We start from the raw sequence: 19,454 nt of genomic DNA, 5'->3' as shown, positions 1-19,454 counted from the left end.
AAAGGCATAGGCTTGTTACTTGAAGGCAACCGGTTTACCCGATGCATCCTTGATCTCACCCCAAGCTTTTTCGATGGTGGCAATGACAGTTTTTGGCATTGGCACATAGTCAAGGCTGTCAGCAACTTTGTCGCCGTTTTGGTAGGCCCAAGAGAAGAACTTCAGTGTCTCGGTCGCGTTTGCGGGCTTATCCTGCAGCTTGTGCATCATGATGAACGTGGCACCGGAGATAGGCCACGCATCCTTGCCAGGCTGATTGGTCAGGATTTGATAGAAACTCTTATTCCAGTCAGCGCCAGCAGCAGCAGCTTTGAATGCCACATCGTTGGGCGTTACAAACGCGCCAGTCGAGTTTTGCATCAAGGCATAGGTCATTTTGTTTTGAATGACGTAGGAGTATTCCACGTAACCAATAGAGTTGGGCAAACGGGTCACAAAAGCCGCAACACCCTCATTACCCTTGCCGCCAGCACCGGCCGGCCAGTTCACCGCCGTACCCTCGCCCACTTTGGACTTCCATTCGGCATTCACCTTGCTCAAGTAATTGGTGAAGATAAAGGTCGTTCCCGAGCCATCAGCACGACGGACCTGAGCAATGTCGGCATCTGGCAATGTCAAGGTCGGATTCAGGGCTTTAAGGGCCGCATCATTCCACTTGGTAATTTTGCCGAGATAAATATCACCCAAAACCTGACCATTCAACTTGAGCTGCCCAGGGTTGATGCCTTTGATGTTGATGACAGGAACCACGCCGCCAATGGCCGTGGGGAATTGCACCTGCCCTTTGAACTTGAGCACCTCGTCTGTTTGCGGCATGTCCGAAGCACCAAAATCAACGGTTTTGGAATCAATCTGCTTAATGCCTGCACCAGAGCCAACCGACTGGTAATTTACCTTGACGCCGGTAGCCTTGTTGTAATCTGCAGCCCACTTCGAGTACAGCGGCGCAGGAAATGTGGCGCCAGCGCCGGTTATTTCCTGGGCAGCAGCAAGGCTGACATAAGTCAGTGACGCAATGCCAGCCAAGCTGACCATGGCAATTTTAAAACTGGTTTTCATCGTTATACCTTTGATATTGATTGAAAGATGACTTTCGGCGACTGCTTGAATATAAGAACTTTATGTGACAGTGATGTGACATATTTGAAATTGGCTGCATATTGTGATCTGACCAGCTACACCCTCAATCTTGCAATTTTCGTCACAATAATGTCACAAAATTTACTTATGCTAAAAAGCTCTACGTAGTTTTCAGGAGTCAGTAGTGAATTCGAATCAAGAAGATCTCGTCCAGCGCATTCGCCACGACTTGGCTGACAGTTACGACGAAGAGTTTGAGCTGGAGCTTGAGGACCGCAACCTCGATGAACTCGCTGACAGCACCCTGGACACATCTTCGGAACAGTACAAGGAGAACCGTCGCCAGTACTTTCGTGAGTTGTTTCGCATGCAGGCCGAGTTGGTCAAACTGCAAGACTGGGTCGTCAAAACAGGGCACAAAGTGGTCATTTTGTTTGAGGGACGCGACGCAGCGGGCAAAGGCGGCGTGATCAAACGGATTACCCAGCGGCTCAACCCACGCGTGTGCCGGGTGGCGGCGCTTCCCGCGCCGAACGACCGGGAGCGAACTCAATGGTACTTTCAACGCTATGTTTCGCACTTGCCGGGCGCTGGCGAGATTGTTCTTTTTGACCGCAGTTGGTACAACCGTGCAGGTGTCGAACGGGTCATGGGCTTTTGCACCGATGAACAGTACGAAGAATTCTTCAGATCAGTCCCGGAATTCGAGAAAATGCTTGTCCGTTCAGGCATTCAACTCATCAAATATTGGTTTTCAATCTCAGACGAAGAGCAGCACCTGCGATTTCTGGGGCGAATTCACGATCCTTTGAAACAATGGAAGCTCAGCCCAATGGACCTGGAGTCGCGGCGTAGGTGGGAGGAATACACAAAGGCCAAAGAAGTCATGCTTGAGCGCACTCACACGACAGACGCGCCATGGTGGGTCGTGCAGGCCGATGACAAGAAAAGAGCCCGCCTCAATTGCATCCATCACCTGCTGGGACAAATACCGCATGGTGAAATCGAACATCCGGCGATTGTGTTGCCTCTACGGGAGCGCCATGACGACTACATTCGTCAGCCTGTCTCCCACGAAATCATGGTCCCCGACGTCTATTGAGCCACCTTACCCTGCAAACGGCAAAGTGTGCAAGCACCCCAATGCTATGCTGGACAATGAAACACAGAGAAATATCAGCAATGCAAAATGGAACTCGCCTGGCGGCCGTGGATTTGGGATCGAACAGTTTTCGGCTTGAAATTGGCCGTATTGAACATGGTCAGTTTTACCGGACTGAATATTTGAAAGAAACGGTCCGTCAGGGTAATGGCCTGGACGACGAACGCAACCTAACCGATGAAGCCATGCAGCGAGGCTGGGACTGCCTGGCACGTTTTGGCGAACGCTTGGCCGGATTCAACTGCAATGAAGTGCGCGCCGTGGCAACCCAAACCCTGCGTGAGGCCCGAAACCGTGACGAGTTTCTTGCCCGGGCCAACGAAGTGCTGGGCTTCCCCATCGACGTGATTTCAGGCCGTGAAGAAGCGCGACTAATCTACCAAGGTGTTGCCCAGGCACTGCCCCAAAGCAACGAGCGGCGGCTCGTCATTGATATTGGTGGACGTTCGACTGAACTCATTTTGGGCCAGGGCTTTGAGCCAAAACTCATGGAGTCGTACCGGGTGGGCAGTATTGCCTGGTCAACACGGTATTTTCCAGACAACTTATTTACCAAACACGCCTTTCAAATGGCAGAAATTGCTGCCAAAGCCGTCCTTGACGAAGTACTGAACGCCTACCGACGCGACACCTGGGACGTAGCCTACGGGTCAGCCGGAACCGTGGGCGCAGTGGGTGACGTACTGGCCGCCTCAGGCTGGCCGAGTGGATACGTGAGCCGGACGGGCCTGGACTGGCTGCAGGACAAGCTCATCAGCGCACAAAGCGCCGACCGCATTCGCCTGCCAGGTATGAAAGATGATCGGCGCGCCATCATTGGTGGCGGCTTAAGCATATTACGAGCCATCTTTGATTTATTACAGATTGATCAAATGAAACAGGCGTCAGGAGGCTTGCGCCACGGACTGCTGTTTGATTTGATGGGCAGTGCCACGGACCAGAGTGACGTTCGTTCCACCTCGGTTCAGCGGCTAGCTGCGAAGTTCGGGGCCGATCCTGCCCATGGACTGCGGGTAGGCAAAGTAGCCCTTCACATGTTTGACCAGCTTGCGAGCGTGACTCGAGATACAACGAATGATCGCCTGGGCCGCAAACTGAATTGGGCAGCTCAGTTACACGAAATTGGCAGCCAGATATCGCACAGCGACTACCACAAACACGGCGCCTACATTCTGGACAATGCTGATGCCATGGGCTTCGCACAATCTGAACTGCACCGCTTAAGTCTTTTGGTCCTAGGGCACCGGGGTAAATTGCGCAAGCTGGAAGTTGACTTTGAAGACGAAGCCTTCATCCAACAGTTATTGGCCTTGCGCCTTGCCGTGATCTTTTGCCATGCACGCCGCGACCCTGATTTGAATGGATTGATTTTGACCCGTGATAGTGCAAAAGGAAACAGCTTTGCACTGGACTACCGGGCCGGTTGGGCTCAAACATATCCACAGTCAGCTCATCTCCTGCGCGAAGAATCCTTAGCTTGGCAGAAAACGCCTTGGTCACTGAACCTCAACGAATACTAAGTTCGGCCGCACTCCTGGCCAGCAAGCCCGCGCCTTGCGTCTTGGCCTCGTGCTTCACGCGCGCTGCAGCTGACGCAACCTGTTCTGCGCTGGTCAATTCACCGCACTGAATTCGAACCGCGCCGATTGATATGGTGGTCAGAGGGAAAAATCGGGGCACTCCGTAGCGATCCTCAGCTTGAATGCCACCTGCAGCACGGGCCGACTCGTCAAAAAGGTCTACAGCGCGTGCCGCAAACTCAGCCACAATTTCTTCACACTTCTGCTGCCAGTCAGCGCTCTGATAAAGAATGATGAAGTCATCTCCGCCGACATGCCCCACAAAGTCACGTTGTGGGTCACAGTGCGTCAAGGCCAGTCCGGCCACCAGACGAATCATTTCGTCTCCGCGCCAATAACCATATTGGTCATTGAACGGTTTGAAGTTGTTCAGGTCGGCGTAGCAAGCAACAAAAGCAACACCGCTTTTTAAAAGCCGGTCGATATGTTGACTAATGGGAATATTGCCAGGGAGAAACGTCAAGGGATTGGCGTGCCGCGCCGCCTCGATACGGGTTTCAGTAACCGACCGTACAAGTTGCTCGCCAGTCCCAAGGCCTTCGTAACGCCCATTTTCGGTCACGATGAAGCCGTCAACCAAGTAGCGCTGATCATCAGAGGTAAGAATACCAACCAATTCATCAACGTTATGATCCCGCTCTATCAGACGGGGCTCACGGTTGGCATGGGCCATGCACGACTTGCGACCCCATACTTCACGGTAATAGAGCTTGCTGTACTCGTCCATAAACCGGGCGCGGTTAATGATGCCAACCGGACGATAGGAGTCAACGACAGCGATAGCATGAAGATTGGCGTGGGACAGAAACAGTGCCGCCAGTTCATCGTTGGTGGTCACCTCGCCCACGGTGGGAGCATCCATGACAGCAATGCGGCTGAGAAATCCGGCATTGGATGCTCTGCGCAGCTCAGGAAACACCGACACCCGGGGATCCCGCATCACCTCTAAAGCGTCCGGCTCAATATGTTCTCGCGGCAGCAGCGCTGGTCGCCCTAGAAAATAGCCTTGCCCGTACTCAATGCCAAGATCGCGCAACACCCGCAAATCATCTTCTGCCTCGATTCCCTCTGCCACAAGACTGGTGCCAAAGATGACAGCGATCTGTTGAATTGCCTGAATTGTCTTTAATTTATCCGCATGCTGGCTCAGGTCTTTTGTGAAGTACTTGTCGATTTTCACAAACTCGGGTTTCAATTGTGACCAAAGCCGCAAACTCGACCGACCATCACCAAAGTCATCCAGCGCGAGCGACACGCCAGCTGATCGGATGTCGGCTACCACAGTAGCCAAGCAGTCCATGTCGGTGACACGCTCGTACTCCGTAATCTCCAGTACCAGCATGCGTGGGCCAACACCATAGCCGTTCATGAGCCCCAAAAGTACATCGCGTCCACAGCGCTTCATCACCTGCACCAGCACCTCAGCACTGATGTTGACGAAAAGTCGCCCGGACTCACGAAGGGCGCCCCAACGCTTCAGCGCCACCATCACGCAAAAGCTCTCAAACTCAAGATTTAAGACTTCGAGTGCCGCCGCAGCGAGCAGGACATCGGGCGTTTGAAACAAGGTGTCTTGTGGTCCCCTGATCAACGCTTCGTGAGAAAAAATGGATCCGTCACGCAGGGAGACGATGGGTTGAAAGACAGAGTTGAGGCTGTTCTTGCGAATCAGTCCGGCCAGCGGGCCCCGCCCACGTAGAACGGCCGCAGACCTCATAGCAAGTGGCACTCCCCTCACACTTTCATCTTGACCATCGTCCATCATATCGGGACGCAACTCAGTCAATGGAAGTGCCGCAAAAGTGGCCAACCGAACATCGTTCATTAATTTCCAACGTACTGATAATTATTTTTTTAGTTTAATGACGCTTCGTGACATTTGAATGAAAAGCGCCCTCAGCAGTATTGGTACGACTGCAATTGATTAGTCGCTAGAGCACCTCTGGTGACTGCACGGCAACCACCACCGTCTGGTTCAAAGCTTCACGCTCCCGGTTACGCAGCCACCAAATGGCCCCCTTTTTGACAGAACACTCTGTGGCCGTCAAACCCAACAATTGAGCAATCGTCTGCCCCAGTGTTGGCTGGTGGCCTATGACAAGCACCGTTCCTTTGGCATTCGGCCATTGAACCAATTGGAGCAACTCGTCAACACTGCCATTTGGGGCGAGTTCCTGCCTTACCTTGTATTTGCGGCCAAGTGCAAGGGCAGTCTGCTCGGTACGGCGCGAGGGGCTGGCAAAAATACGCGTACCTTCAGGTAACTGGCGGTCAAGCCAACTCGCCATGCGAGCCGCCTGCTTGTCACCACGCGAGGTCAGCACTCGTGCCATATCGTCACAACCTTCTTCCCACTCCTGTGCCTCGGCATGCCGCCACAAGATGAGATCCATATCAATCACCCCTTCCGTCAGATTGACAGCCATATCGTGCCATCAAAGCATTTTGTGCGCTATACGGCAACCGACGGCCATGAGTTGTGACACGGGCATAAGTACCATCCGGCAATAGATCCCAAGCATCCACGCCATCATGCAGATAGGCGACCAGGCACTCATCAACAATGCGCTGACGTTGAACAGGATCTGTGACCGGCCAGGCAAGCTCCACCCGACGCATCATGTTGCGGTTCATCCAGTCTGCACTTGAAAGATACAATTCTTCTACCTCATTGCGACGAAAGTAGAAAACACGCGAATGCTCCAGGAAGCGGCCAATAACTGAGCAAACCCGGATGTTGTCTGTAATGCCAGGCATCTGGGCAGGCAACATGCAGGCCCCGCGAACAATGAGATCAATCTTGACGCCCTTTTGCCCAGCACGGATCAGGGCATGAATGAGCGCTTCGTCGGTCAGGGCATTCATTTTGGCCACGATGCGGCCCGTGCCACCAGTCGAGGCCGCATCCGCCATCTCATTGATTTTTTCGATCAACTTGGGATGAAGATAAAAAGGTGCCAGCAGTATCTTGTTCAGTTTTGGCAAACGGCTGTGGCTGGCCAAATGAACGAATACATTTTCCACATCCGCAGTCAGCAGGGGATCGGCCGTCAGATGGCTCCAATCCGTATACAGACGAGCTGTACGCGGGTTGTAATTGCCTGTCGAAAGGTGCGCGTAGCGTTTTAACTGCTTACCTTCACGGCGCGTGATAAGCATCATCTTGGCGTGAGTTTTAAGCCCCACCACACCATAGAGAACCTGAGCCCCGATGGACTCCAGCATTTCCGACCAGTTGATATTGGCTTCTTCATCAAAGCGGGCTTTCAGCTCAACGACGACGGTCACTTCTTTTCCGCGCCGTACACCTTCGCGCAGCAGATCCATGAGCCCGGAGTCGCTGCCTGTGCGATAAATCGTCTGCTTGATTGCCAGCACATCTGGGTCGTTGACGGCCTCCCTCAAGAAGTCCAGCACACAACCAAAACTTTCAAATGGCTGATGGATCAAGACATCGCCTTGTTTCAGCCGCTCAAAAAAAGATGCCCCAGGAACCAGTTGCGTCGGATAACACGCTTTATAGGACGGAAAACAAAGCTGTGGCGCGTGCACCAAATCAATCAACTGGGTCAATCGGACCAGATTGACCGGCCCAGGAACGCGGTAGAGGGACGGCAGTGGCAAATCAAATTGTTTAAGCAGAAAATTGGACAGATGCTCAGAACAACCCGCCGACACTTCAAGCCGCACAGCCTGTCCAAAATTTCGATGCTCCAGGCCCTGACGTAATGCCGTTCGCAGGTTTTTGACATCATCTTCATCCACGGCCAGGTCCGAGTGCCGAGTTACACGAAACTGCGAAAACTGACCCACATCCCGTCCCGGAAATAGCTCGGCCAGATGCGCACGAATGACGCTGGACAAAGACACAAAGAAATTGGCGGTTCCGCTGACTTTTTCTGGCATGCGGATCATGCGCGGCAGAACTCGGGGAACCTTCACAATCGCAATATCATTGGCACGACCAAAAGCGTCGAGACCCCCAAGCCGAACGATGAAATTCAGCGACTTGTTGGCCACCTGCGGAAACGGGTGCGAAGGATCAAGTCCCACAGGGATAAGCAGTGGGCGAACCTCCCGTTCAAAATATTGTTTGACCCAGCGTCGCTGCACGTCATTGCGATCACCATGAGAGACGATCTTGATGTCTTGACGTTCAAGTGCGGGGATCAATGCATCGTTGTACAACGCATACTGGCGTGCCACCAAGGTGTGTGCGGCAACAGCAAGTTTATGAAATGAGTCTACAGAAAACGCCCCCGCCTCATCTTCCCGTTGATTGGCAACCAGATGCGGTTCTGCCCGCACCTCAAAGAACTCGTCCAGATTGGACGAAACAATACACAGGTAACGAAGACGCTCCAGCAGGGGCACATCTTCCCGATAGGCCCAATCCAGAACCCGCTCATTGAAAGCAAGAATACTATGGTCACGATCAAGGAGTGCAACGCCTGAAGATCTCAGTGTCAATTTCGATTGACGAAGTAATGAAGGCATGCTGTTGTGCGTCTTGATGTTTCAAATAGATGACCGATTGTTGATGCACACAATGACGATATTGTGACAAATGTCATACGATCGTCACAATAGTCCGATTAGATGACCAAAGCACCCACTTTCGCACCTTGACCCCGTTGTTCCGGCACAGGCGACCAATGCACCAGTTCAAGGCGACCGTCCACATGCTCGACCAATGCGGTTCGACTCTCAACCCAGTCCCCGTCATTGCAGTAAAGCGTGCCCTGAATGTCCCGCATTTCAGCCCGGTGAATGTGACCACAAACCACCCCATGGTGACCACGGCGCCTGGCTTCATTCGCCACAGCGATCTCGAAGTCCGTAACATAATTCAAAGCCGTTTTGACCTTTTGTTTAAGGTACGCAGAAAGCGACCAATACGGCATACCCAAGCGGGCGCGCCAATGATTGAGGTGCCGATTTAGTTTCAGCGTGAATTCATACATGTTGTCACCCAAGTAAGCCAGCCACTTCGCGCACTGGATGACACCGTCGAAATAATCACCATGCGTGACCCACAAGCTGCGGCCATCTGCAGTGAGATGAACAGCATCTTCGACGACTTCGATGCCACCAAATTGATGACCAATGAAGCCACGCGCAAACTCGTCGTGGTTGCCGGGCACATAAATAACCTTACAGCCTTTGCGAGCACTGCGCAGCAGTTTTTGTACCACATCATTGTGGGACTGGGGCCAAAACCAGCGACGACGCAGCTGCCAGCCGTCCACAATGTCACCGACCAGGTAGAGGTAATCGCTTGGGTGCGCCTTCATGAAGTCCAGCAGCGCGCCAGCCTGGCACCCAGGCGTTCCCAAATGCAAATCCGAGATGAAAATAGCTCGGTAGCGTCTGCCGACGGCGTCATCGTCATGGGTAGGTCGCTCACCACTGAGGCTCCCACCTCCCAATGAACCCGTGAAGTCAAAATTCAAACGCATCGCGCTCCCAAAGCGTTAAGGCCAACATGAAATGGCGCTGTAAGTGCAATAGTCAGACTGGGCATTTTTTTCATTTGTCTCCTCTGGATCGGTTGCTGAATCGTCGCAACCTTTCATGACCGCTCAGTGGCAGTTCAATGGCACTTTCGTGACCCCGGAAAAGAAAAGAACCAAAAATCTCAATCAAATGACCCAAACAGCAAGCTGGCACTTACGAATATTGGGGGCGGCCACCCGGCAGTCTGAACTGCCCAGCCAAATCACGCAAATCATCGGCCTGTTCCTGCAGTCTCTGCGCTGCCGCAGCAGACTCCTCCACGAACGCCGCGTTTTGCTGGGTCATCAATTCGAGTCTGGCCACAGCTTCGTTGATGCTCGCCATACCCGCGCTTTGGCCACGCGTTCCCTCTGCTATTTCTTCAATGGCGTATGTGACGCGCTGGACCGAATTGACAATTGCACTCATGGCGTCGCGAGCCTGAATGGCCTTGATGCTCCCCAGTGCCACGTTTTCAGCGGAAAGACTAATCAAAGACTTGATTTGCCTTGAAGCCACGGCTGAACGGTTTGCCAAGGACCGTACCTCAGCCGCCACCACAGCAAAACCCCTGCCTTGATCTCCGGCGCGCGCCGCCTCGACCGCCGCGTTCAGCGCAAGAATGTTGGTCTGGAAGGCAATTCCATCGATCACTCCCGTTATCTCCACGATTTGTCGTGACGACGTGCCAATATCATCCATCGTTTGCATGACCTCCGACATAACTTTGCTGCCGCCTGCCGCTTGTATGGCAGCTGATTGAGCCAAGACTTCGGCACTGGATGCAGCCATCAGGGACTGGTTCATGGTTGTAGCAATTTGATCGACCGAGGTAGCTGTCTGCTGCAAGGATGAGGCGGTGAGCTCGGTTCGATTGGCGACGTCCAGGTTTCCCGTCACAATTTCCGAAACACCAGCGGCCACACTTCTGCTAGTGTCCTGCACCTGCACCACCAGTGAATGCAATGACATTTGCATTTGGCTCAACGCAGTCAGCAGACGTCCACCTTCATCCCGATCGTGCCCATGAATAGGCTCAGAAAGATCCAGTTCCGCCACCCGGCTGGCGGTGGCAACGGCAACCTCTATCGGCCGCGTAATCGCACGCACAAGCCAGAGAGACAACAAGCCCCCCGCCAGCACAGCACACAAGCCAAATAAAACGAGGCCCAGGCACGCGGACCGGCTGACATCATCAATGCGCGTGACAGAAGCGCCAATCCTCGCTCGCTGTGAATCGCCCAACTCAGTGACAGCTGCCATCAAGGCTTGCGCTGACGGGGTGAATCGCGTGGCATACACGCGGTCAATCGTCGTGGTCAAGCCGCTATCGCGGGCGACCGTCAGCTCCATCCGTGCCTTGCCGAATTCAATATTCGCATTCTTCACGCGAATGAATCTTGCGCGGTCTTCGTCAGTCACCAAAGCGGAGCCCAGTTTGACGATCACGCCTTCCACTGCAAGCGCAGTTGAGTTGATTTCCGGGGTAAGCACATCACCGACCTGCGGCTCAGAACTCAACGCAAATGCTTTGGCTCGAGCAACATTGATAGCCAAATGGCGATGCAGTTCACCTGCCAATCGCTCCGCTGACATGGTTTGGTCGACCAAATTCCTTGTCTCACCGGACACGCGTAGCAGTGACGAAACGCCTAGCGCTGACCCCGCAAGAACAAACAGCAAGACACAAGACAGTACAGTCCATATTCTGCGCGAAAAAGATCGGGACAAACGGGGCGGGATGGCTAAGCGAGTATCAGATACAGGTGACTGACGGTCTAAAAGCAGTGAGCCACGCGGCTGTAGACGCGCGAGTGCAATGGATATATTCATATCGTCCTAGTCTCGATTCTTTCGAAGTGCAATCCAGCCCGCCACGACGGTAAAGGTGACGATGATTGCCACCACAATCCAGAAACCAGCCTGGTTTTCAGCCAAAGGTATACCACCCACGTTCATCCCAAAAAGCCCGGCGATGATATTGATCGGGAGTGCCAAAACCGTGACAACGGTCAACACAAAGAGGCTTCGGTTGTTTTGCTCTGCAACACTGCCTGCAATTTCTTCCTGTAGCAATTTGATGCGCTCTTGAAGCGCTGCCATATCACGCAGTGCGACGTTGAATTCCTCGGTCGACTGACGGAGATCCTGCAGGTCTTCATCGCAGACCCAGGCCGGTGGCTTTTGGAGGAGGCGAAACAACGCCGCTGGTTCAGGCGCCAGAAGGCGCTGCAGTCGTACCAGGAGCCGGCGCAAGGACCCCAGATCAGCTCGACGCTTTTCCAGTCGACCGGCAAGCAGTTGATCTTCAAAGTCGTCAACACGCCCGGTAGCGTCACGAACAATATTGACCAACACGTCGCCTTGGTCGTGCATCAAGTGAACCAGCAAATCGACGGTTGACCGCAAAGTTGTGCCCCGTCGCACCGCGTCACGCAAACGATCAATGGACCGTAGCGGTTGAAGCCTGACACTGACCACCAATCTCGAGCTGACTGAGAGCCAGAGAGTGGAGATATCAGACGGTTCAAAGGCGAAGTCGTAGTGAACATCATTGACGACAGCCACCAGCGTGTCGTCGTCCAGCTCTACGCGGGTCGACCTGGACCCCTCAAGCAGCGCCTCGTGAAAGACGTCAGAAAGTGTGACATTCTCACGCAACCATTTTTCAGTTGTAGCGTGAGCCAGATTGAAATGGAGCCACACGAAACCATCACCTGCCGACGTGCTCGATAACCAGGAAAGTGCTTGCACTGAATCAACCGCCAAGCCACGCCCGTCGGCGTCAAAACGGAAACCACAAATCAAGCCGGCGGAATCTGCGCCGTAAGTCAATCCAGTCAAAGGAGGCAAGGGGGTTCGAGTTGATTTCAACTTCTCATCATCGCCGCCCCGTGTGTCAATTCAATGACAAAATCGTTCTGAAGACCGCGGGTTAAATCACGGCCTTTTGACTTGCGCGTCGCTGCGACACGCAGCAGTCCAAAATTTTGCCGTCGATTTGTCACGACGACGCTCGCCAAAAGGCATGCGAGTTTGAATCACGACTGAATCCATGACTTGCAAGGCCTCAAACTCGGACTTCAGTTCCAGAACAGTGGGATCCTGTTCGCCATACCGATCACGAAGTTTCGACAACAATCTACTCAAGTTATCGAGGTGTCTGGACATGAAAAACTCCTGTTTGAAACCATCCACTCAATGTAGTCATCTCGTCGCGCAAAACACCAAGGGCAAACCTATTTCTGGTACCTTTGTCCGACTGCGCAACCCCGTAAAAATTCGATCAATCCACGATCGCCTTCCAGCTTTGCGACCAGTGAGGCGGCTTGCAAGACGTCTCGTGCCGACCCCATGCTCGCCTGCAAGTTTGCGGCCTGTTTATACCAATGCTGCGCTTGATGCCTGGTCAACAGTGGTTTGACAACCTCAATGCCGTAGCGGATGCGTTTGGCAAAAATTCGAACGCGATGCTGACTCTCAAGCGTGCCGTCGTTGATGCGCGAATCCTTCAGCCGGGCGTGCAATCTTGCAATGCGTTGCCGCGCCCAATGGCGCAGGGACATATCCTGCCCGACGGCAACAACACCAGCCACGGTTTCGACCGACAGTTCTTCCAGCCATTGCGTGATCGACAAGAGTGCGACACCGACCGCCGGGTCCTGAAGGGCATAGCGCACTGATTTACGCCGGAGACTCGCCGCTTGTGTCAGCGCCTGAACCATGGCCTCCCACGCCTCAATGCGTCGGGGGTCACCAGCCATGTAGGCCTGCGCCAACGGTGGGAGGGTTTCGGTACACGCGACATCAAGGTCACGTAACTCGCCCAAAAAGGTCAGCAGTGGCTCAAGCGCCTGCCACGACGGTATGACGTCGGGTGCAAGCACCGGTCGGCAAAGCCGCAAGGCGCTCCTGAAACGTCGCCAGCCAACGCGCGCCTGATGCACCAGCTCCGGGTCATCGGAAGAACGAATCGCATTCAGGTTCGCCGTGAACTGACTGAACATTTCACGCAAAACACGCTGCACCGCCTCCACCACCGGCATCTTGCGGGTTAGCGGCTGGGGCTGCGCAAGCAGTGGCGCCATGAGCGTACCGTCTGCCAACGAAAAACCACGCTGGGCTTTGCTCATCGTGGCAGGAAGAACAGCAACAGTTTTCGCAATCTGACGTGCAATGTCAAACAAAGCAGCAGGAGCACCTGCCAACAACTCCAGTTCCAGTTCACAGATGGGTGCGCGCTTGTCACCGGCGACGACCTCCCCAATATCCAGCGCCACCTCGACCACACTGCCGTCACGCCGGCGAATCAACCAAATGGTCCTGTCAAAGTTGGTCAAAAAACTGGGGCGCAGCGCCTGAAACACAGTGCCCTCAGGATCAATACTTGACCAGGGCGAGGCCTTCAGGGCTTTCAAAGACAGCTTGGCGCTGGCCAAAGGCACCTCCCACTCCCCTCGTTGGCTCAAAGCGGAGTCCGCGCGCGCGCCCATTTTGAGTGCCTGCAACCACTGGGGGCTTTCAACGGTGCCCACCCGTCGCACACGCAAGGCAACCCGTTCCTGGCGTAACTGCTCATCCGGCGTGTCGTAATAAACGTTGTGCAACTGCTTGTGCGCAGGCTTTCGGCGTGCCAACACCGGAGAACGAGCCAATTGTTTAGCCAATCTCGAAAGATCCGGGTCAATCAACGCCAGCTTGAGTTCTATTTCTTCTGAATGGGGAATTCGGGGATCTGACTTCATGAATTGAAATCCTTTCGCACAATGAACCATTCTCGCACTTGCTCAGCCACCCAAGGTCCGTCGTCCAGCGGCAGATCGTGCCCGGCGCTGGCGTGCAGGTGCACGGCACAATGCCAATGACGGGCCAGAGCTTTGGAGCATTCAACCGACACCAGATGATCCTGCTCACTGGCGATCAAGAGCGTTTGAATTCCAGGTTTTTCCAGAGACGCTGAAAAGCGTGCGGCTGCCACCAATTGGCGGACTGCGTTGGCACGCGACACGGGGCTGGCACGACGAAGTGCCAGCCAGTGCGGCAAGACTTCTTCGCCTGCGCGGTTGCTGGTCATGTGCAAAATCGCTCGCTCCCAACTTTCTGGCGATCCACCAAAAACAATCAACTTCAACACTGTCAGATAGTTCGCGGGCCGCAAGCGCTGATAAAACGGGCTGAAAGGCCGCATGCTGGTGTTGATGAGCACCTGAACCGCCACCTCATGCGGGTATGCCTGCCCCCAAGCCACGGCCACCATGCCCCCCAACGACATGGCCAGCAAGTGATACGGCGGTGCCAGGTTGCGCGACGCCAGCTGTGCCCGGCAATGGGCCACTATCTCCTTGACGTCCAGGGGGCTACCGAGATGATTCAAAGCGCCATTGCCCGGCAAGTCCAAGGCAATCACGCGACAGCCGGGCGCAGCAGCCTGAAACTGATGAATAAAACTGCCCCAATGCCCGCTTTCGCGCGCCAGGCCGCGCAGAAAAATCCATGTGCGAGCCTCAGGCGTCAAGTCAGCAATCTTGCCAGCCATTTAATACCAGTCCTGCAGCGCTTGGGCATGATGCTGGACACGTCGCTCATGGCCCGGTAACCAAAGGTCATGCCCGCAAGCTGCACGTGATAAGAAATCAAGCAGCAACTGGTGTTGGCGCAGCACCCGCTGCTGCCGATGTTCAATCAAGGGATTGAAAATACCGTGACGCGAGAACAGCTGCCGGGGGTTCTTTTTGACCCAAAGCCAGGAGCCCATCTCCAGCGTCAGGGGCAGGAAAACGCGGTTCGCCTGCTCACACGACTGTTTGTACAAATGATCCCACAGGTCGCCGTGGGCCAGGTACTGCAGACTTTGGGGTTCGATGATGTAACGATGGTGGCTGTTGGACTCTACAAAAATACTTTTGAGCGCATGCATCTCCGCCAGATGGGCAATCGGGGCGCGCGTGTGGGCATACGGAAACCAGATGCGGTCCCGGGAGCCAAAGCCGGAGTGGCAGTCCACCGACATACTGAAGCCGCGTGACAGCAGTTCAGCGCTCACCACATCGCAGACCGCCTGGTTTTCTATTTCCATCGGCTTGGCCTTGGGCCCCCGGTACCACGGCAATCCGGAACTGATGCGCTGCCCTCCGACCAGAAAGGGAACCGGGTCGCGCGCCTCGACAGGGGCATTGCGCATCAGGTCCACACCATGCGGATTGGCTCGTGTGCCCAGGCTCATGCCACCGGGATTGACAATGGGCATGAACACCAGCCGTACCGATTCCAGCTGCTTATGCAAGGTGCTGTCCCACTGCAGCCGCATCACCAGGCTTTGCAGATAGGCAATGACGACCCCGGCACCAATGCGTTCAAGACCATGAACGCCACCAAAATAGCCCACCGCAGGCACATCAAGTGCGGGGTTGCCAAGCGTGATCACATGAACAGGGTAGGAGTCCCCGCCCGGCATGGTGACCTCACAGGCCACCCGGACATCAAGCCCGCCCGCGCCCAACTCGATGATGCGCTCCAGCGCAACCAACTCGGGCAGTTTAGGCAGGGTCACGTACCCAGAAAGTGTTTGCGGTAGCGCAAAGGCAAATCATTGATGCGCATCATCATGGGCAGATCAGCGCTGTTGAAATCCGGGTCCCAGGCTGGCGCACCCAACACCTTGGCACCCAGCCGCAGGTAACCTTTGATCAGGGCTGGCGGCTCCACCACCAGGCTGCTGTCAAGCCGCTCTACCGGCAATGGCAAGCGCGGGCGCACATGGTGCTCAATCGGAGCCAGGTGTGTACTCTGGAGTTGCTGCCAGATGCTGGCCGCGACATCGCCACTGACCATGCCGTTGTGCAGCATCGGGATGCTCGCGCAACCGATCATGGTGTCGAGTTTGTTGCGCACCATGAACTCGGCCAATGCGCCCCACAAAGCCATGATCACACCACCATGGCGGTAGTCCGGGTGTACACAGCTGCGCCCGAGTTCGACCATGCGATCGCGCAGGTTGCGCAGGCGGGTCAGGTCGAATTCGAGATCGCTGTAGGTGCTGCCCACACGTTTGGCTTGCACGGGGGTCAACAGTCGGTAGGTTCCGACTACTTCCTGCGTGATCTCGTCACGCACCAGCAAGTGCTCGCAGTAGTTATCAAACAAGTCAATATCATGGCCTGGCAGGGTGGTATTGAGCCGGGCACCCATTTCCTCGGCAAAGACCTTGTATCGCAAGCGCTGGGCCTGGCGGACCTCATCGTTGTTTTTGGCCCAAGACACCACGAGCGCGCCGCGCTCCAACGGGCCCGGGACAGGCGCTCGCGTTTCAATGACCACGGGCTTGGCGCGTTGGAGCCAGCCCTTGGGCAGAGACAGCGGAGACAAGGCAAAGGTCGGGTTGGGCAACTCTTTCATATTTATTCTCCTTGGTGTTCGTGACAGGTATGGTCGCAAGCCTTCGTGACCCCTCGATGGCATTTTTGTGGCAATTTCATGACGGCACAGCCCCTCAGTGCGTCACGTGGTTTTGGCACACCGCAAATGTTGATAGACTTCATTTCTGATGATCAACACCGGCCTCCGACACCATCCTTACCAGTGGCTTGCCTGCGCAGCGGCCTTTGTCATCAGCGCCTCAGTGGCGGCTGCTTTCATCTGGCGTACCGAACAACAAGAACAGGCAGAAGCCCGTACCCGTGCTGCAGAGCTGGCGTCGGACCATGCCCAAACCCTTCAACGGGGAATAGAACGCGCCCTGTCAGCCACCTATGCAGTAGCAGCCCTGGTGCGACAGGGCAATGGCCATGTCTCAGACTTCGAGGCCGTGGCCACTGAACTGCTCCCTTTTTACCCCGGCATTGCCGCCCTGGGCCTGTCTCCCGGAGGCGTGATCCGACAAGTGGTGCCGCTGGTGGGCAATGAAAAAAGCATTGGTTTCAACCAACTGCGCGATGTTGCGCAAAACCAGGAGGCCATCAAGGCCCGCGATTCGGGTAAATTAACATTGGCAGGGCCCATGAAGCTCGCCCAGGGCGGCCTGGGCATCGTAGGCCGCTTGCCCATCTTTCTGAATGACGCGCAGGGGCATGGCGAGTTTTGGGGCTTTGCCAATGTGACCCTGAGATTTCCACAAGCCCTGGCCTATGCCCGTCTCCCCGTGTTGACAGAGCGAGGCTATGCCTATGAACTGTGGCGCAACGTGCCTGGCTCGAATACGCGACAGGTCATTGAAGCGTCTGGTGCGCTGGCGCTGGAAACCCCGGTTGAGCGGGCACTTGAATTGCCCAATGGCAAGTGGACGCTCAGTGTCAGCCCTGCCAACGGCTGGGGCGATCCGATACGCCTGTGGTTCAAGACCGCCCTTGGCTTGCTGGTCAGCCTGTTGATGGCCTACCTGGCGTGGCTGTTGTATGAAATGAAACTGCGCGACGCTGGACTGGAGGCCGAAGTGGGCGAGCGCACCGCTGAAATTCTTTCGACCCAGCGACACCTTGAAGCCACGATGCGCGCCATTCCTGACCCCTTGTTCGAGATGGGCCTGGATGGACGCTACTACAGTGCCCATTCACATCGGGCCGACTTGCTGGCATTGCCAGCCAAAGAGTTGATTGGCAAGACGGTGAGCGAAGTGCTGCCCCCGGAAGCGTGCGCCATCGTTGCAGCTGCACTGCAGGAGGCCAACGAGACATCCTGGTCCACCGGAAAGCAGTTCAAATTGCCGCTGGCGACGGGTGACCACTGGTTTGAATTGTCGGTTTCGCGCAAAACCTCCGCACCGGGTGAGGAGCCCCGTTTTTTGTTTTTGTCCCGCGACATCACGCAAAACAAACAGGCCGAGGAAAAGATACGCCAGCTCGCGCATTTTGATGCACTCACCGGCCTGCCCAACCGGGCCATGCTCAATGACCGGTGCCACCTGGCCCTCAGTGCCGCCCAGCGCAATGGCACGTCACTGGCGCTGATGTTTCTCGACCTGGATCATTTCAAGAACATCAATGACTCTTTGGGGCACGGCGTTGGTGACGAGCTGCTGGTCACTTTGGCCGAGCGCCTCAAAATGACGGTGCGGGAACAGGACACCGTGTCACGCCTGGGTGGCGACGAGTTCATTTTGATCCTGCCCGAGACCGATGCCCTGGGCGCTGCCCACGTAGCCGAAAAGTTGCTCCAAGCGACCGGCGAGTCTTTTGAACTGCAGCAGTACGAGCTGACCGTGACGCCCAGCATCGGCATAGCCATCTACCCCAACGATGGCGCTGACTTTGACACCTTGTCACGCTGTGCTGACGCAGCCATGTACCGCGCCAAGCAGGACGGGCGCAACACGTACCGCTTCTTCACGGCCGAAATTCAGGCCAGCTCCGACCGCGCCATCACCTTGGAAAACGCGCTTCGCCGTGCGTTGGAGAGAAATCAGTTTGAGCTGCACTTCCAACCCCAGGTGTCATTGGAGAGCCGGTCCGTCATCGGCGCAGAGGCACTCCTGAGGTGGACGCACCCCGAGCTGGGACGGGTGTCACCGGCGGAATTTATTCCTGTGGCCGAAACCAGCGGACTCATTTTGCCCATCGGCGAGTGGGTACTGCGCACCGCGGTGCAGCAACTCAAAGCATGGATGGACGCGGGTATGGCGCCCATCACGATGTCGGTCAACCTGTCATCGGTGCAATTTCGCCACGCGGCACTGCCAGAACTGGTGACCGCCATTCTGGAGCAGGCGCAGTTGCCAGCCCACTTGCTGGAACTCGAACTCACCGAAGGGGTCTCCATGACCGACCCGGTCGGCGCCATTGCGGTGATGAACAACCTGCATGAGCGAGGTGTGCGCATGTCGATTGACGACTTTGGCACGGGTTACTCGTCGCTGAGTTACCTCAAAAAATTTCAGATATCGACGCTCAAAATTGACCAATCTTTCGTTCGCGACATCACGGAAGACCCTGATGACAAGGCCATCGTGGGCGCCATCATCAGCATGGCGTCGAGCCTGGGCATGCGCACCATTGCCGAAGGAGTGGAAACCGCAGGACAACTGGAGTTTCTGCAGGCCAAAGGCTGTCACGAAGTGCAGGGCTACTACTTCAGCCGCCCCCTGCCACACCTGCAGTTTGTCGAATTCATGCAGGAGCCACTGCCGGCCTTTTAAATCATTTCTA

15 protein-coding genes are annotated in these 19,454 nt (G+C 55.3%); 3 read left to right on the top strand and 12 right to left on the bottom strand.

Annotated features, from left to right (window positions below; genetic code table 11):
• Positions 1-15: 15 nt before the first annotated feature.
• The gene (gene pstS / locus AC097N_RS02285; protein ID WP_479579099.1) at positions 16-1,059 is read right to left on the bottom strand and encodes a phosphate ABC transporter substrate-binding protein PstS; all 1,044 of its coding nucleotides are present in this window, start codon (positions 1,057-1,059) and stop codon (positions 16-18) included.
• A 205-nt stretch (positions 1,060-1,264) separates the two neighbouring features.
• Between pstS and ppk2 the strand changes: the two genes are divergently transcribed.
• Together ppk2 and ppx are read left to right on the top strand one after the other, a co-directional pair.
• Complete coding sequence (gene ppk2 / locus AC097N_RS02280) at positions 1,265-2,182, top strand: polyphosphate kinase 2 (protein ID WP_479579098.1); 918 nt, start codon at positions 1,265-1,267, stop codon at positions 2,180-2,182.
• A gap of 80 nt (positions 2,183-2,262) precedes the next feature.
• Positions 2,263-3,762, top strand: coding sequence for an exopolyphosphatase (gene ppx, locus AC097N_RS02275; RefSeq protein WP_479579197.1), 1,500 nt, complete (start codon positions 2,263-2,265; stop codon positions 3,760-3,762).
• Here the strand turns inward: ppx and AC097N_RS02270 are convergent.
• The 11 genes from AC097N_RS02270 to AC097N_RS02220 form a co-directional block, all read right to left on the bottom strand.
• The gene (locus tag AC097N_RS02270) at positions 3,749-5,584 is read right to left on the bottom strand and encodes an EAL domain-containing protein (RefSeq protein ID WP_479579196.1); all 1,836 of its coding nucleotides are present in this window, start codon (positions 5,582-5,584) and stop codon (positions 3,749-3,751) included. The genes ppx and AC097N_RS02270 overlap by 14 nt on opposite strands.
• A gap of 169 nt (positions 5,585-5,753) precedes the next feature.
• The gene (locus AC097N_RS02265) at positions 5,754-6,215 is read right to left on the bottom strand and encodes a SixA phosphatase family protein (RefSeq protein WP_479579097.1); all 462 of its coding nucleotides are present in this window, start codon (positions 6,213-6,215) and stop codon (positions 5,754-5,756) included.
• Position 6,216: 1 nt separating this feature from the next.
• The gene (gene ppk1 / locus AC097N_RS02260; RefSeq protein ID WP_479579096.1) at positions 6,217-8,319 is read right to left on the bottom strand and encodes a polyphosphate kinase 1; all 2,103 of its coding nucleotides are present in this window, start codon (positions 8,317-8,319) and stop codon (positions 6,217-6,219) included.
• Between the two features lie 98 nt (positions 8,320-8,417).
• Positions 8,418-9,281 (bottom strand): UDP-2,3-diacylglucosamine diphosphatase, encoded by an 864-nt coding sequence (locus AC097N_RS02255; protein WP_479579095.1) that lies wholly within the window; start codon positions 9,279-9,281, stop codon positions 8,418-8,420.
• Positions 9,282-9,492: 211 nt separating this feature from the next.
• A complete protein-coding gene (locus tag AC097N_RS02250) occupies positions 9,493-10,929 on the bottom strand; it encodes a methyl-accepting chemotaxis protein (RefSeq protein WP_479579094.1) in 1,437 nt (478 codons plus the stop codon).
• 228 nt (positions 10,930-11,157) lie between these two features.
• Positions 11,158-12,171, bottom strand: a complete 1,014-nt coding sequence (locus AC097N_RS02245) for a transporter (protein ID WP_479579093.1) — start codon at positions 12,169-12,171, stop codon at positions 11,158-11,160.
• An 87-nt stretch (positions 12,172-12,258) separates the two neighbouring features.
• On the bottom strand, positions 12,259-12,489 hold the full coding sequence (locus AC097N_RS02240; RefSeq protein ID WP_479579092.1) for a hypothetical protein: 231 nt from the start codon (positions 12,487-12,489) through the stop codon (positions 12,259-12,261).
• A gap of 68 nt (positions 12,490-12,557) precedes the next feature.
• Positions 12,558-14,063, bottom strand: a complete 1,506-nt coding sequence (locus tag AC097N_RS02235; protein WP_479579091.1) for a CYTH and CHAD domain-containing protein — start codon at positions 14,061-14,063, stop codon at positions 12,558-12,560.
• Positions 14,060-14,854, bottom strand: a complete 795-nt coding sequence (locus AC097N_RS02230) for an alpha/beta fold hydrolase (RefSeq protein WP_479579090.1) — start codon at positions 14,852-14,854, stop codon at positions 14,060-14,062. The genes AC097N_RS02235 and AC097N_RS02230 overlap by 4 nt, the downstream gene beginning before the upstream one ends.
• Complete coding sequence (locus tag AC097N_RS02225; RefSeq protein WP_479579089.1) at positions 14,855-15,868, bottom strand: M14 family zinc carboxypeptidase; 1,014 nt, start codon at positions 15,866-15,868, stop codon at positions 14,855-14,857.
• Positions 15,865-16,713 carry a GNAT family N-acetyltransferase gene (locus AC097N_RS02220; protein ID WP_479579088.1) on the bottom strand — a complete coding sequence of 283 codons (849 nt, stop codon included), beginning with the start codon at positions 16,711-16,713 and terminating at the stop codon, positions 15,865-15,867. The genes AC097N_RS02225 and AC097N_RS02220 overlap by 4 nt, the downstream gene beginning before the upstream one ends.
• A gap of 148 nt (positions 16,714-16,861) precedes the next feature.
• On the opposite strand from AC097N_RS02220, the gene AC097N_RS02215 reads away from it, so the two are divergent.
• Positions 16,862-19,444: a bifunctional diguanylate cyclase/phosphodiesterase gene (locus AC097N_RS02215; protein WP_479579087.1), complete on the top strand. Its 2,583-nt coding sequence runs from the start codon at positions 16,862-16,864 to the stop codon at positions 19,442-19,444.
• Positions 19,445-19,454 lie beyond the last annotated feature (10 nt).

Source organism: Rhodoferax sp. LS1R11 (genome assembly GCF_056521395.1).
The sequence above is the reverse complement of the archived record's forward strand: the minus strand, read 5'-3'. Positions and strand labels throughout refer to the sequence as shown.

What these genes read in the sequence shown, in the direction of transcription:
- pstS (WP_479579099.1), bottom strand. Translation starts at nt 1,059, where the DNA reads ATGAAAACCAGTTTTAAAATTGCCATGGTCAGCTTGGCTGGCATTGCG.
- ppx (WP_479579197.1), top strand. Translation starts at nt 2,263, where the DNA reads ATGCAAAATGGAACTCGCCTGGCGGCCGTGGATTTGGGATCGAACAGT.
- AC097N_RS02270 (WP_479579196.1), bottom strand. Translation starts at nt 5,584, where the DNA reads ATGGACGATGGTCAAGATGAAAGTGTGAGGGGAGTGCCACTTGCTATG.
- AC097N_RS02265 (WP_479579097.1), bottom strand. Translation starts at nt 6,215, where the DNA reads ATGGATCTCATCTTGTGGCGGCATGCCGAGGCACAGGAGTGGGAAGAA.
- ppk1 (WP_479579096.1), bottom strand. Translation starts at nt 8,319, where the DNA reads ATGCCTTCATTACTTCGTCAATCGAAATTGACACTGAGATCTTCAGGC.
- AC097N_RS02255 (WP_479579095.1), bottom strand. Translation starts at nt 9,281, where the DNA reads ATGCGTTTGAATTTTGACTTCACGGGTTCATTGGGAGGTGGGAGCCTC.
- AC097N_RS02240 (WP_479579092.1), bottom strand. Translation starts at nt 12,489, where the DNA reads ATGTCCAGACACCTCGATAACTTGAGTAGATTGTTGTCGAAACTTCGT.
- AC097N_RS02235 (WP_479579091.1), bottom strand. Translation starts at nt 14,063, where the DNA reads ATGAAGTCAGATCCCCGAATTCCCCATTCAGAAGAAATAGAACTCAAG.
- AC097N_RS02230 (WP_479579090.1), bottom strand. Translation starts at nt 14,854, where the DNA reads ATGGCTGGCAAGATTGCTGACTTGACGCCTGAGGCTCGCACATGGATT.
- AC097N_RS02220 (WP_479579088.1), bottom strand. Translation starts at nt 16,713, where the DNA reads ATGAAAGAGTTGCCCAACCCGACCTTTGCCTTGTCTCCGCTGTCTCTG.
- AC097N_RS02215 (WP_479579087.1), top strand. Translation starts at nt 16,862, where the DNA reads ATGATCAACACCGGCCTCCGACACCATCCTTACCAGTGGCTTGCCTGC.